14 protein-coding genes are annotated in these 12,440 nt (G+C 63.0%); 8 read left to right on the forward strand and 6 right to left on the reverse strand.

Going from position 1 to position 12,440, the window contains the following annotated elements; translation table 11 throughout:
* Nucleotides 1-32: 32 nt before the first annotated feature.
* Both VGO12_RS10600 and VGO12_RS10605 read left to right on the forward strand, forming a co-directional pair.
* Nucleotides 33-548 (forward strand): TRAP transporter small permease, encoded by a 516-nt coding sequence (locus tag VGO12_RS10600; protein WP_327512708.1) that lies wholly within the window; start codon nt 33-35, stop codon nt 546-548.
* Nucleotides 545-1,987, forward strand: a complete 1,443-nt coding sequence (locus VGO12_RS10605; protein ID WP_327512709.1) for a TRAP transporter large permease — start codon at nt 545-547, stop codon at nt 1,985-1,987. Before VGO12_RS10600 ends, VGO12_RS10605 begins: the two co-directional genes overlap by 4 nt.
* 67 nt (nt 1,988-2,054) lie before the next feature.
* Here the strand turns inward: VGO12_RS10605 and VGO12_RS10610 are convergent, their stop codons facing one another.
* From VGO12_RS10610 to VGO12_RS10625, 4 genes are all read right to left on the reverse strand, one after another.
* Nucleotides 2,055-3,008, reverse strand: a complete 954-nt coding sequence (locus VGO12_RS10610; protein WP_327512710.1) for a sugar ABC transporter substrate-binding protein — start codon at nt 3,006-3,008, stop codon at nt 2,055-2,057.
* A gap of 387 nt (nt 3,009-3,395) precedes the next feature.
* Complete coding sequence (locus tag VGO12_RS10615; RefSeq protein WP_327512711.1) at nt 3,396-4,046, reverse strand: GntR family transcriptional regulator; 651 nt, start codon at nt 4,044-4,046, stop codon at nt 3,396-3,398.
* A 75-nt stretch (nt 4,047-4,121) separates the two neighbouring features.
* Entirely contained in the window at nt 4,122-5,057 is a 936-nt protein-coding gene (locus tag VGO12_RS10620; protein ID WP_327512712.1) for a 2-hydroxyacid dehydrogenase, read from the reverse strand.
* Nucleotides 5,058-5,153: 96 nt separating this feature from the next.
* Nucleotides 5,154-5,558 carry a VOC family protein gene (locus tag VGO12_RS10625; protein ID WP_327512713.1) on the reverse strand — a complete coding sequence of 135 codons (405 nt, stop codon included), beginning with the start codon at nt 5,556-5,558 and terminating at the stop codon, nt 5,154-5,156.
* 194 nt (nt 5,559-5,752) lie between these two features.
* Here VGO12_RS10625 and VGO12_RS10630 point away from each other — a divergent pair, with 194 nt between their 5' ends.
* The 3 genes from VGO12_RS10630 to VGO12_RS10640 are packed head-to-tail and all read left to right on the forward strand — an operon-like array spanning nt 5,753 to nt 8,039.
* Nucleotides 5,753-6,703, forward strand: a complete 951-nt coding sequence (locus tag VGO12_RS10630; RefSeq protein ID WP_327512714.1) for an alpha/beta hydrolase — start codon at nt 5,753-5,755, stop codon at nt 6,701-6,703.
* Between the two features lie 11 nt (nt 6,704-6,714).
* Nucleotides 6,715-7,635: a dihydrodipicolinate synthase family protein gene (locus tag VGO12_RS10635; protein WP_327512715.1), complete on the forward strand. Its 921-nt coding sequence runs from the start codon at nt 6,715-6,717 to the stop codon at nt 7,633-7,635.
* Nucleotides 7,632-8,039: a RidA family protein gene (locus VGO12_RS10640; protein ID WP_327512716.1), complete on the forward strand. Its 408-nt coding sequence runs from the start codon at nt 7,632-7,634 to the stop codon at nt 8,037-8,039. The genes VGO12_RS10635 and VGO12_RS10640 overlap by 4 nt, the downstream gene beginning before the upstream one ends.
* Nucleotides 8,040-8,094: 55 nt before the next feature.
* Here VGO12_RS10640 and VGO12_RS10645 read toward each other — a convergent pair whose 3' ends face one another.
* Both VGO12_RS10645 and VGO12_RS10650 read right to left on the reverse strand, forming a co-directional pair.
* A complete protein-coding gene (locus VGO12_RS10645) occupies nt 8,095-8,703 on the reverse strand; it encodes a malonic semialdehyde reductase (protein ID WP_327512717.1) in 609 nt (202 codons plus the stop codon).
* Between the two features lie 15 nt (nt 8,704-8,718).
* Nucleotides 8,719-9,522, reverse strand: coding sequence for a glutathione S-transferase family protein (locus VGO12_RS10650; RefSeq protein ID WP_327512718.1), 804 nt, complete (start codon nt 9,520-9,522; stop codon nt 8,719-8,721).
* 91 nt (nt 9,523-9,613) lie between these two features.
* Between VGO12_RS10650 and VGO12_RS10655 the strand changes: the two genes are divergently transcribed.
* The 3 genes from VGO12_RS10655 (at nt 9,614) to VGO12_RS10665 (ending at nt 12,270) form a co-directional block, all read left to right on the forward strand.
* The gene (locus VGO12_RS10655) at nt 9,614-10,558 is read left to right on the forward strand and encodes a fumarylacetoacetate hydrolase family protein (RefSeq protein WP_327512719.1); all 945 of its coding nucleotides are present in this window, start codon (nt 9,614-9,616) and stop codon (nt 10,556-10,558) included.
* Nucleotides 10,559-10,595: 37 nt separating this feature from the next.
* On the forward strand, nt 10,596-11,594 hold the full coding sequence (locus tag VGO12_RS10660) for an ABC transporter substrate-binding protein (RefSeq protein WP_327512720.1): 999 nt from the start codon (nt 10,596-10,598) through the stop codon (nt 11,592-11,594).
* A gap of 133 nt (nt 11,595-11,727) precedes the next feature.
* Entirely contained in the window at nt 11,728-12,270 is a 543-nt protein-coding gene (locus VGO12_RS10665; protein WP_327512721.1) for a VOC family protein, read from the forward strand.
* Nucleotides 12,271-12,440 lie beyond the last annotated feature (170 nt).

Genomic DNA, 12,440 nt, shown 5'->3' on the forward strand with positions numbered 1-12,440 from the left:
GCCATCGGGAAGATCAAGATATTGGGGCCGGAATGACGGAAGATGTTGGAAGCCGGGAGGCGGTGAACGTGCCGCAACGCCTGAAGGTTGAGAAACTGGCGGGCGGGTTGGCGCTGATCGGCGGTACGCTCCTTTGCCTTGCGGCGGGCCTCGTCAGCGTCAGCGTGCTCGGGCGCTGGCTCTTCAATCGGCCTGTGCCGGCCGACTATGAGCTGGTGGAGGTCGCGGTTGGTGTCGCGGCCTTCTCCTTCCTCGGATATACCCAGGCGCGCAACGGACACATCGCCGTCGACACCTTCACGCTGGCGCTTCCCGCCCGCCTGACGCGGGTCATCGATGGCCTCTGGGATCTGCTGCTTGCGGGGTGCCTGGCGTTTTTTGCCTGGGGGCTCTTCACCGGCGGCCTCGAGGCGCGCCAATATGGCACCACGCTCATCCAGCTCCCCTGGCCGATCTGGCCGGTCTATCTCACCTGTGCCGCCCTTGCGGCACTGGCCTGCCTCATCGGCCTCAGCGTTGCCGTCTTGAAGATTGGAGGCGGCCGATGAGCGGTTTTGCCATTGCGTTCATCGGCTTTGCCGCCATGCTCTTGCTGATCGCCATCCGCATGCCGATCGCCCTCGCCATGCTGGCCGTCGGGGCCGCGGGCTATGCCTATCTCTCCGGTCCGCATGCGCTTGTCTACTACCTGCAGACCAACACTTACAGCCAGTTTGCAAGCTATACGCTCTCCGTCATTCCGCTGTTCATCCTGATGGGCGCGCTGGCCGAACAGTCCGGCATCGCGGCCACCCTGTTCCGGGTTGCCGAACGCGGCTTCGGGCGGTTCAAGGGGGGAATGCCGATGGCGGTGATTGCCGCGTGCACCGGCTTTGGCGCGATCTGCGGCTCGTCGGTCGCAACGACGGCGACCTTCGGGCGCGCCGCGTTGCCGGAGTTGCGCCGGGCGCGGGTCGATGCCGGGCTCGGAACCGGTACGATCGCTGCCGGCGGCACGCTCGGCATCCTTATTCCGCCATCGGTAATCCTGGTGATTTATGCCATCACGGCCGAACAGAACATCGCCAAGCTGTTCCAGGCGGCGCTTGTGCCGGGGCTGCTGGCGGCCGCCTTCTATCTGATTGCGATCGCGGTGGTGGTGCGGCGCAAGCCGCATCTGGCGCCGCCTGTCGCGGTAGTGGACGTTGAAAGGACGCCACGTCCGTTCTGGGCGAGGCCGGCCGGGCTCGTCATCCTTGCGGCCGCTATCGGCGGCTGGGTGCTGGGGCCGCTTGGAACGGTTGGCGGCGTGCTTCTTTCGATCTTCGGCCTGCTGCTCGTCCTTGCGGATTTTGCGATCGTTCCGGCAGCCGCCGTTGCCGTCACCGTGGTCGGTGGCATCTACGGCGAGGTGTTTACGCCGACGGAAGGTGCGGCGGTCGGTGCGGCGGTCACCCTGCTGATCGGCCTCCTGCAGCGGACGCTGAGCCTTGGCGCCCTGAAGAACGCGCTGCTGCAGACGGCCGAGACCAGCGGCATGATTTTCCTCATTCTTCTGGGGGCCGAGGTCTTCGGCGCGTTTCTCGCGCTCACCCAGATGCCGGCGACACTCACTTCCATGATCGGGCAATCTGGCCTGCCGCCCTATGTCGTGGTCTGCGGCATGCTCTTCACCTACCTGGTGCTCGGCGCCGTGATGGACGAACTGGCGATGATCCTGCTGACACTTCCGGTTTTCATCCCGATCATCCTGACGCTCGATTTCGGAATGCCGACCGACGATGTCGCCATCTGGTTCGGCATCCTCGTGCTCATCGTCGTCGGCATTGGCCTTTCGGCCCCGCCGATCGGTCTCAACGTCTTCATCATCAACAAGCTGGCGACCGACGTTCCGATTACCGAGACCTACCGAGGCGTCATGCCGTTCGTGATCGCCGACCTCATAAGGCTGGCGATCGTCACACTCTCGCCGGGTGTGGCCCTGGCATTGGTGCGCTTGCTGAACTGAGGCTGCGAACCGGCAAGGGTGTGGAGGAGCCGGGCATGGCGCGGCTCCCCGTTGATCGTGGTTGCGATCAGGGCTGATAATCGGCAGGCGCGATGATCTTGCTGAAATCGTAGGAGGCGACCTTTTCACGGGTCACCAAGAGGGCGGGCGCCTCGATCCGGCCGAGCACCTTGCCGCCTTCCACGGCTGCCGTCGCTTCGCGCACGGCATCGCGGCCCATGGAAACCGCCGGCTGCAGCGACGCGCAGGTGAGCGTGCCCATCTCCAGTGCCGCGCGTGCGTCGTCGTTGAGGTTCGATGTCGAGACCTTGATCGTGTCGGTCTTGCCGGCCTCCGTCAGCGACTTGATCGATTCCACCGCCATGGTGTCGGCTGCGGTAAAGATGCCGTGGATATCCGGGTGGCTCTTCGTCCAGTCGCTTGCCGCAACGCCCGCATCCTTGGTGCCGCCGGCCTTCTCGGCGACGATCTTGATGTCCGGGAAGTCGGCTTCCATCGTGTTCTTGAACCCGGTCACCCGGAGCTTCGCCCAGATCTCGTCCGGCCCGGCAAAGAGGCCGACTTCACCCTTGCCGCCGATCGCGCGGCCGAGGCAGATGCCCTGCAGACGACCCATACCGATGTTGTCGGCGCCGACGAAGGACGTCAGCCGGTCGGATTTCGGCGGCACGGAAAGGGCGATCACCGGGATGCCCTTGTCGATCGCTTCTTCGACCGCCGGGCCAACGGCTGCAGCGTCTGCAGCGCCGATGATGATCGCTGAAACCTTCTTGTCGATGAACGCGCGGATCTGCTTGATCTGGACCTCGGCGGTGTCCTTGGCGTCGCCCTTGATGACGGCGTAGCCCTTCTCCTTTGCTGCCGTATCGACGCCGTAAAGGCCGGCCTTCCAGAACGGCGAGCCGAAGTAGGGGACGGTGACGCCGATCGTCTTTTGCGCTTCCGCGAACGCTGGGGCGGCAAGTGCGCTCGAAGCGGCAAGTGCCAGCGCCATTGTCATATACCGTGCAGTCTTGCCCATGTTTTCTCCTCCAGAACTAGGGTCGTGAACTCAGTCGGTTGGACGGCGATACCAATTCCTTGGTATTTATTACGGTAAATATGTATGCATAGAATCAATATAGAATGCAAATGCATAAGTTTGCGCACCCGAATGCCTTGCGCGTGGATGCAAGAACGCGGTGAAATGCTGGAAAATCGGACTGCCGGGACGGGTGTGGCGCGTGCGCGAAACCGGCCGGCGGCAATCGCTTGCCGTCGGAGCGCTTACGAATTTTGGGGGAGGGGCTGGTGCGCGCGATGCGACGGCATGCCCAAAAGGCGCCGGCCCCAGATCAGGTGCCGGTCGCGGCTCTGCCTAACGACGGGTGGGTCCGATCGGCCGCTCGGGCCGACGGAGGCACAAGGTCTACTTTGCGGCTTCGGCGGTGAATCGGCGCATGACGCCGGCGCTCAGCCGTGCATTGTGCTCCGAAAGCGCCGCATAGGCGCCGGCGGCGTCATTGGCCCTGATCGCATCGACGATCTTCTGGTGCTCGTCGAGCGACTGCTGCAGGCGGATGTCGGCCGGGCCGGACTGATGCTGTCGGAACGGTGCGAGCCTTGCGCGCAGATCCACCGCCATGGCGGCGATCGTCTGGTTGTGGGCGCCGCGGCAGATGGCGTCGTGGAACTTGCGATTGATGTCGCGGGCGCCCTCGATGTCCTGGTTGGCGACGCATTCGGCATAGAGGCGGTGCAGTTCATAGAGCTGCTCGCGTTCCATGGCCGTCATGCGCTGGGCGGCGAGCCGTCCGCAGGAGGCTTCGATTTCGCATTCGGCTTCCAGCATGTCGGCCATCTGCTCGATGTCGATGCGGGCGACGATGCCGCCGCGTCGCGGGTTCATTTCGATCAGGCCGCGCGCCCCAAGTTCCCGCATTGCTTCGCGCACCGGCGTTCGCGAGACGCCGAACTTCTCGGCGATCGTCTTTTCCTCGAGCTTTTGCCCGGGAACCATCACGCCCTTGGCGATCTCCTCGGCAAGCTGCTGATAAATCTGGGAGGCAATCGTTGTCATGCGTGCAGCTTTCCTGTCTTCACGACGCAGCAAGGCCAGGTACGGCCAGGAATCGGTTTAATCACCGCATCCGATTTATGCAAGTTGCGCCGTCAGGGCGCCACCCGTACTCGCGGCGGCGAGATTGCTCATCAGCGCGTCGATCTGGGCCGCATCGGAAGCCGGCGAACGTCCCGCCATGTGCGGGGTGATGACAACATTGGCGAGGTCGCGAAGCTCTGGCGGCAAATTGGGTTCGCCTTCGAAGACATCGAGGCCTGCGCCGGCGATCGTCCCGTTGCCGAGGGCTGCAACGAGATCCTCTGTCTTGACCACCATCCCGCGCGAGATGTTGACGAGAAAGCCTGACGGTCCGAGCGCTTCGAGCACGGCGCGATCGACGAGATGGCGGGTCGCGGGGCCGCCGGGGCAGGCGACGACGAGAAAGTCGCTGATGCGCGCCAGCGAAACGGCATCGGCGAGATGCGGCTGCGTGACGCCTGGCATGGGCTCAGGCGTTGTGTAGCACACCTGCATGCCGAACGCCTCGGCGCGGCGCGCAATCGCCTGGCCGATATTGCCGAAACCGATCATGCCGAGGCGGGCGCCCGAAAGCGTCGGCCGCGGCGAGCGGATCGTCGCCCAGTTCCCCTCGCGCAGAGCGCGGTCGCGGGCGCAGATGTCGCGGGAAACCGCAAGCATCAGGGCAAGTGCGTGATCGGCGACCGTTTCCATGTTGGTGTTGGGGGCGTGGGTGATGCGGATGCCCCGTTGCCGCGCGGCATCAAGGTCGATGTTTTCGAAACCGGCGCCATAGGAGCAGGCGAATTCGAGATTGGGCAGGTTGGCCATCTGGTCGCCGGTGAGGCCGGTGCTGCCATTGGTAACGACCGCCCAGACCACGTCGCGATCGAGCGACGGTGATCCGCTGCCCAGTCCTTCGGGCAGCGCGATCACGTCGTAGAGACTGGATAGCCGTGACAGGCAGTCTTTCGAAACCGGTATCGAAACAACGATCGTCTTTCTGGTCATGTCACTCTCTCCAGTCTTGTTTGGCCCCTCGTCTTGTGAGGGGTATGCAAAGCTTCACCGTGTCGTTTTGGGCCGACGCGATGTCACCAAGGTTCTTCAGGCGGCGCTGACGTTCTTGACGGCACCCTTCCAGCCGTTTTCGGTGACGTCGAAGACGATGCCTTCAGGCGTCTTGTACTTGACCTCGTAGAAGACGTTCGGGCTCGATTCCTTGCGACCGGCCATGTAGGAGCCGCCGGCGGCGCGAACGAGTTCGTCGGTTTCCTCGACGGAATCGACCCACATGCCGAAGTGGATGAGGCCGTTGTAGTCCTTTTCGGTCTCAAAGCCCGGAACCGGCTCTTCGCCGAAATTCAGCAGCGCAACGTTCATGATGCCGTCCGTCATGTAGACGCCGCGCATCGCCTGGCCGGCGCGGGTCATGCCGAAGGCCTTTTCGAAGAATTGAGCGGCAGCTTCCGGGTCAGAGACCGCGATGGCGAGATGGCGCAACTTTGCCATGTAAAAAATCCTTTCTCTACTGATGGGCGCGGCGCAACATGCACCGGGCAAACACGGGCTCAAATCACTTCCGTGTATGCAATTAGTAATCTGTGTATGCAAAATGGTTGTCAAGTGTGTTTTTGAGTGTTATCGAAATGCATGCTGATGACGACGCACGGATGCTGCGCCGTCCGCAAGGCTTGGAGGAGTCGATGCGCTTTGTGGGGTTGTCGCCGACGGAGAAGGACCGGTTGCGGCTGGTAGGAACAGTTTGGAACGAGGATCTGGCGGCAAGCCGCAAGGTCGTGCTCGAGGTTTACCGGCCGCACGCGGAAGCGAGCGTTGCGCGTCAGTCGCTCGTCGAACATCGCGATATCGCCTATGGAGAAGACGGCGCGCATCGCCTCGATGTCTTTGAAAGTGCGCGTGTGTGCGCCGGCGGCCGGGCACGGCCGGTCGTCGCCTTCGTGCATGGCGGCGCCTTCACCCGCGGCTCAAAGAGCGGCGACGGACTGATCTACGACAATGTGCTGCGCTGGTTCGCGCGCCAGGGCTTTGTCGGCGTCAACATCGAATACCGGTTGGCGCCGGGCGCCAGGTATCCGGAGGGCGCTCGCGACGTCGCCGCAGCGGTCGACTGGATCGTCGGCTCGATCGGCGACTATGGCGGTGACCCGCAGTCGGTCCTCTTGATCGGCCATTCGGCCGGTGGCTGCCATGTCGCGAGCTACCTCTACGATCCCGCCGTCGGCCGACTGCCGCATCCGGCCATCAAGGGGGCGGTGCTCGTCAGCGCGCGGCTGAGAGCCGATTGCCTGCCGGACAACCCGAACGCCGCCAATGTGCGCCAATATTTCGGCGACGATCCTGCCGTCTATGACGCGCGGTCCCCGGTGAGTTTTGCCGGCTCCCATGACCTGCCGGTCTTCATAGCCGTTGCCGAGCACGAGAACCGGTACATCGATGCCTATGGCGCCGAGTTCGCCCAGCGGCACGCCATGCGCCGGGGCAAGGCGCCGCGCTTCCTGCAACTGAGATCCCACAACCACACGTCTATCGTCGCCCATTTCGACACCGGCGAGGACGAACTGGGGCGCGAGATCATCCTTTTCGCCCGGGAAGAGTGCGGCTTCTTCCCCTGCGGTCTATCCTGTCAAAAGTGAGAGTGAACGTCATGAAGAGAGAACTGCTTTCCGTCTACGCGCCGGTCCTGACACCGTTCAAATCGGACCTGAGCTGCAACACGCCACGGTTCATCGAGCATTGCCGCTGGATCGTCGATCAGGGCGCCGGCCTCGCCATCTTCGGCACCAACAGCGAGGCCGCGTCGCTCTCGCTGAAAAAGAAGAGACAGCTGCTGGATGATGTCATCCAGGCAGGCATCCCGGCGCGCACGCTGATGCCGGGTGTCGGCGCCTGCAGCCTCGAGGAAACCGTCGAGCTGACGCGCGCGGCCGTCGACGCCGGCGCACCTTCGGTGCTGGTGCTGCCGCCGTTCTTCTACAAGCCGGTCTCGACCGAAGGGCTTGCCCGCTACTACGGGCACCTGATCGAGGCCATCGGTTCCGATCGCCTGTCGATCGTGCTCTATCATATTCCACAGTTCACCGGCGTGCCGATCACAGTCGAGCTGATCGAGACGCTGCGCCGACGCTACCCGGCAAACATCACAGGCGTGAAGGACAGCTCCGGCGACCGCGACAATCTCAATCGCTTCCTTGACGTCGGCGACGGATTCAAGGTGTTTCCGGCATCCGAGATCCTGCTTGGCGAAACCATCGAACGGGGTGCGGCCGGCTGCATTTCCGCCACTGCAAACGTCAATGCCAAGGGGATGGTCGATGCGGCCGCGGCAAGTGCCACACATGGCGCCGCCGTCTCCTTCGCGCCGGTCGCGCCTGTGCGTGCGCTCTTCCAGCAGTTTGCGATGATCCAGGCGATGAAGGTCGCGATCGCGCGCCACACGGGCGACGCGAGCTGGCGTGCCGTGCGCCCGCCGCTGATGGAACTCGACCAGCAGGCCGAGCAGAAGTTCGTCGCCGCCTGCACCGAGATCGGCTTCCGTCCCTGGAGCGTCGTCAGGGAGGACGCATGAGCGCGTCTGGCTCGCCCGCCATCAAGCCGCTTGCCAACTACGCCGAATTGCGGCGGGCAGGCGGCCTCGTCTTTCTGTCGGGCATGAGTGCCCGGCAGGCGGACGGAACGATTGCCGGCACCGAGGTTTCCACCGACGGCCGGCGCCGCCACGATGCAGCCGAGCAATTGCGCGTCATCCTGCGGAAAGTGGCCGACACGCTTGAGCGCCACGGCGAAGGGTTCGATCAACTGGTGGATGTGACGATCTTCCTGACCGACATGGCGGACTATCGTGCCGTCAATGACGAATACAACAGGTGGTTTTCGACCGATGGTCCGGCACGAACGACGGTCGGTGTCAGCGCGCTGCCGCATCCCGATATGGTGGTGGAGCTGAAGGTAGTCGCCGCCGCGAACAGCTAAGTTGATGTCGCTCAACTCTTGGCCCCCGGCGTCATCGCGCCGGGGGCTTTCGCGTTTAGAGGATCGTGCAGACCTCGTCGAACGAGAATCGCGGATGGCGGGGGAAGAGCTTTGACGGGTCGCCATGACCGAGGCCGCAGATGAAGTTCGATCGTGTCTCAGTTCCCTCAAAGAAGATCCGGTCGACCTCTCCGGCGTTGAAGCCCGAGATCGGCCCGCAGTCGAGCCCGACGGCGCGGGCAGCCAGCATGTAGTAGGCGGCCTGAAGCGTGGCGTTGCGAAATGCCGTTTCGGCGACGAGATGCGGGTTGCGCTCGAAGAAGCCCTTGCCGTCCGTATGCGGGAACAGGAAGGGCAGGTGCTCGGCAAAGGCCAAATCGGTGGCAAGGATTGCGACCACGGGGCAGGTCATCATCTTGTCGACATTGCCGGCGGCAAGGGCGGGGCGGAGGCGCTCCCTTGCCTCGGTGCTCGTCAGATAGACGATCCTCAGCGGCGAGCAGTTCATGCTCGTCGGGCCCATGCGCGCGAGTTCGTGAATCCGGTGCAGCAAGGCGGTCGGCACCGGCTGATCGAGCCAGCCGTTCTGGCTGCGCGCCTCGGTGAAAAGCCTTGCGAGCAACGTCGCATCGGGTTGGGCCTGCTGTGTGGTCTGGTGGTCCATGGGGTCTCCTTGAGGTCAGACGTGGTCTTGAAGGTGGGTGTCGGCGGCCGCCATCAGCCGGTCGACCAGATGCCGATCGACCAGCGGGTCGGGGCGCGCGGCCTCCGGGCCCTTGGCCACGGCAAAGCTTGGACGCTGCCGGATCCGGTCGGCCCAATCGGCTGCCAGCGGAAACGGGGCGAGCAATCCATCCATGGCCAGCCGGTCGAGCCTGTCGATGAAGGCGGCCATCGCCACATCGGCGAGCGTGAAGCGGCCGCCCGCCAGCCAGCGCGCCTGGGACAGGTGAATTTCCATGCGGGCGAGCACGGACTGGAAAGTGACGATCGAACCGATGACGGCCGAAACGTCGACCGGTGCGATTGCTGCCTGCCTGTAGGCTTCGGCGCGGCTTTCTAGCGGATGCCGCGCCATCGCCGCCATGATCTCTGCCGGCGAGAGCCGCTGAAGTCGTGGTTTCAGGATGAGATTGAACGTCGGCGGCCTGACCGCCGGATGAACGACCGTGTCTTCGACTGCGGCCCAGTCGCGCACCCGCCGGCGGGTGTCGGCATCCTCAGGCAGCAGCTCGCCGCCGGCCATGCGATCGAGCCGCTCGTTGATGACAGACGATTCGGTCGTGACCTCGCTGCCGATCTTTAGGGCCGGAACGAGACCTTGCGGGTGGATGGCGAGGTAGCCGGCTTCGAGGTTCTCGAAGCGTGAAAGGTCGATCCGCCGCGAAACCCAGGCAAGCCCGAGCTCGGCAAGGCAGATGCGCACCTTGAAGGATTGAATCGATCCCCATTCGTGGAAGAGTTCGACGGGTTGCTCGCGCATTTTGCTTTCGCCTTTGTGTGCACCTTTCGCTTGACAAGAATACATAAACGCGAAATTGTATGCAACAACGATACCGACACATGGGAAGGAGATGTCTGTGGTTTGGCATGCGCTGGGGCAAAGGCTCATAAGGGAGGAAGTTCGGCCGGTCATCGTGACCGAAGACGGCGTCTATGATCTCGATCTTGTTTCGCGGGTTCTGAGGCAGCCGGGTGAGGCCTGGAGCAAATGGCTCGCCGGCGGCATCGAGGGCATGCTCAATGCCTGGACCGACGTCGAGCCGGCCCTTGCCGGTCTTGCCGAACGTCTCGTCGACAGCGGCCGCAAGTTCGAGCCTCTGGGCACGGGTACAAAGCTCTGCGCGCCCTATCGTCCGGTCAGGATCTTTGCTACCGCTTCGAACTATGTCGAGCATGCGCAGGAGATGGGTACGGTGCTGGCCGCCAAGTCAGAGAGTCAGCCCTTCGTCTTCATGAAGGCCGATTCGAGCGTCATCGGCCCGGACGAAGCGATCATCCTGCCGGAGCGGGCTCAGAAGGTCGACTGGGAAGTGGAGCTTGCCGCCGTCATCGGCATCGGCGGGCGTGATATCCCGGTCGAGCGTGCTCTTGACCATGTCGCCGCCTACACCGTGATCAACGACATCACCTCGCGCGACCTGACGCGCCGCAGCGATTTTCCGTTCAAGCACGACTGGTTCCGCGGCAAGAGCTTCGACACGTTCGCGCCGCTCGGGCCCTGGCTGGTGCCATCCGATTGTGTCGGCGATCCGCAGGACCTTCGCCTGACGCTCGACGTCAACGGCACCCGCAAGCAGGACGACAGCACCGGATCGATGATCTTCTCGGTGGCCGAGCAGATCTCGTATCTGTCGTCGATCCTGACGCTTCGGCCGGGGGACCTGGTTGCGACCGGTACGCCCGACGGGGTGGGCATGGGAACCGGAGAATTCCTGAATGCCGGCGATATCGTGACGGCGGCGGTGGAGAAGGTCGGCACGATCACCAATCCGATCAGAGGAGCTCGGATCGAATAACCAAGGCCAACAATGGCTGAACTGAGGAGGAGACAGTATGGCTAAAAAATTTGGGAGTGCATTGCGACTGGCCGCATTGGCGGGCGCGTTCGCATCGATGATGACAGCCGCAAGTGCTGCGGAAAAGATCTCGTTCAACATGTCCTGGCTGCCGCAGGGCAGCGTCGGCGGCGTGCTGGTCGCCAAGGCCAAGGGCTTTTACGACGAAGCCGGGCTCGATGTGTCCGTCTACCAGGGCTATGGCGGCCAGCGCACCGTCAACGAAATTGACCAGGGCCTGTTCGACATCGGCTACGGCGATCCGGTCAGCGTCATCCTGAACCGCGTCAACGGCGGCAAGGCCGTCTTCGTCGGCTCGATCAACACGGTCTGGCCCGGAGCACTCTGCTATCTGCAGAAGGACGGCGGCAAGGAGATGTCGCTCGCCGACTTCAGCGGCAAGTCGGTCGGCGGCGGCGCGACGTCACCGGTGCAGAACATCGTTCCGGCCTGGCTGGAACAGAACGGCCTGCCGAAGGATCACCTGAAGCTCCTGCGCATGAACCCCGCCGTTATCACCTCGTCCTTCCTTGAAGGGCAGGTGGACCTTGCCGAGTGCTGGGAGGGTGCGAGCCTTGCCATCCTCAACGAGAATGCCGGCGAGACCGGCAAGAAGATCGGCATGATCAAGTACCGTGATTTCGGGCTCGACATGTACGGCAGCGGTTTCGTCACGACAGAGGCGCTGCTTTCGGAAAAACCCGAGGTCGTCGACAAGTTTCTCGACGCTTCCTACCGCGGCTACGACTACATGGCCGCGCATCCGGAAGAGGCTGCCGACCTGATCGTCAAGCAGTACCCGACCTTGAAGAAGAGCGTGGTGCTGGAGCAGATCCGCCAGATCAATGCGCTCGTTCGCGATCCGCACGCGGAAAACAAGGATCTCGGCTTTGTGCGCGCAGACCGCATGGAAAAGACGATGAACTTTGTACGTGAAGCTTTCGTCGTCGACGACAGCATCAAGACGACCGACCTTTATCGCAACATCAGTCGCTAAAGCATTCTGCCTTCGAGCGGGAACACTTGAAGGCAGTAAGATGCGCTGGAATCAGAGTGTTAGGGCGTTGTCTGTGCGTTTCTTGCGAACGCACGGCCCTCTAGAAAGCCCGTTCGGTTCAGGGAAGAGGAACATGAAGAAGAAGATAAATGTGAGGAAGCTGGGCCACATGGTCCTGATGGTCCGCGACATCCACAAGTCCGTCGACTTCTACACCAATGTGGTGGGGCTCGAGGTATCCGACTGGATCGAGGACAAGATGGTCTTCCTGCGCGCAGGCGCCGATCACCACGATCTTGCCCTGTCGCAGCTCCCGGCGGACTCACCAGATTTCAACGACCTGCCACGCTACACGCGGCCCGGCCTGGAGCATTTCTCCTACCTGGTCGACAGCCTGGAGGACATGGAGGCTGCGGCCGAAATGCTGCAGGAGCGGGGCGTCGAAATCGTCCGCGGCATCGGCAAGCACGGTCCTGGAGCCAACTGCTTCCTCGTGTTCAAGGACCCCGACGGCAACAACTGCGAAATCTACTGCGACATGATCCAGGTCACGGAGGAAAGCCCGCATACCGCAAGGGTGTGGGAGCGCAACATCGACGCCTTCGACCAGTGGCGGTTCAAGCGATTCGTCGTGCCGCCACCGCATCAGGTGGTCAAGGACAAGCAGGGACAGTGACCTACGGGCGCCGGCTTCGGCCGGCGCTTCTTCACCATGCATGAAAATTCTGTCGTCGGAGGCCTCCATGCCAGGCTCTAATTCGCGACTTGTTGCCTACAGCCAAGTCGTCCTCTTTTTCGGTGCGTTTCTGCTCTTCTGGGAATACGGCGTCCGATATTTCGAAGTCA

The organism is Ensifer sp. (assembly GCF_035999135.1).
Taxonomy (GTDB): domain Bacteria; phylum Pseudomonadota; class Alphaproteobacteria; order Rhizobiales; family Rhizobiaceae; genus Ensifer.

What these genes read in the sequence shown, in the direction of transcription:
- VGO12_RS10600 (WP_327512708.1), top strand. Translation starts at nt 33, where the DNA reads ATGACGGAAGATGTTGGAAGCCGGGAGGCGGTGAACGTGCCGCAACGC.
- VGO12_RS10605 (WP_327512709.1), top strand. Translation starts at nt 545, where the DNA reads ATGAGCGGTTTTGCCATTGCGTTCATCGGCTTTGCCGCCATGCTCTTG.
- VGO12_RS10610 (WP_327512710.1), bottom strand. Translation starts at nt 3,008, where the DNA reads ATGGGCAAGACTGCACGGTATATGACAATGGCGCTGGCACTTGCCGCT.
- VGO12_RS10615 (WP_327512711.1), bottom strand. Translation starts at nt 4,046, where the DNA reads ATGACAACGATTGCCTCCCAGATTTATCAGCAGCTTGCCGAGGAGATC.
- VGO12_RS10620 (WP_327512712.1), bottom strand. Translation starts at nt 5,057, where the DNA reads ATGACCAGAAAGACGATCGTTGTTTCGATACCGGTTTCGAAAGACTGC.
- VGO12_RS10625 (WP_327512713.1), bottom strand. Translation starts at nt 5,558, where the DNA reads ATGGCAAAGTTGCGCCATCTCGCCATCGCGGTCTCTGACCCGGAAGCT.
- VGO12_RS10630 (WP_327512714.1), top strand. Translation starts at nt 5,753, where the DNA reads ATGCGCTTTGTGGGGTTGTCGCCGACGGAGAAGGACCGGTTGCGGCTG.
- VGO12_RS10635 (WP_327512715.1), top strand. Translation starts at nt 6,715, where the DNA reads ATGAAGAGAGAACTGCTTTCCGTCTACGCGCCGGTCCTGACACCGTTC.
- VGO12_RS10640 (WP_327512716.1), top strand. Translation starts at nt 7,632, where the DNA reads ATGAGCGCGTCTGGCTCGCCCGCCATCAAGCCGCTTGCCAACTACGCC.
- VGO12_RS10645 (WP_327512717.1), bottom strand. Translation starts at nt 8,703, where the DNA reads ATGGACCACCAGACCACACAGCAGGCCCAACCCGATGCGACGTTGCTC.
- VGO12_RS10650 (WP_327512718.1), bottom strand. Translation starts at nt 9,522, where the DNA reads ATGCGCGAGCAACCCGTCGAACTCTTCCACGAATGGGGATCGATTCAA.
- VGO12_RS10655 (WP_327512719.1), top strand. Translation starts at nt 9,614, where the DNA reads ATGTCTGTGGTTTGGCATGCGCTGGGGCAAAGGCTCATAAGGGAGGAA.
- VGO12_RS10660 (WP_327512720.1), top strand. Translation starts at nt 10,596, where the DNA reads ATGGCTAAAAAATTTGGGAGTGCATTGCGACTGGCCGCATTGGCGGGC.
- VGO12_RS10665 (WP_327512721.1), top strand. Translation starts at nt 11,728, where the DNA reads ATGAAGAAGAAGATAAATGTGAGGAAGCTGGGCCACATGGTCCTGATG.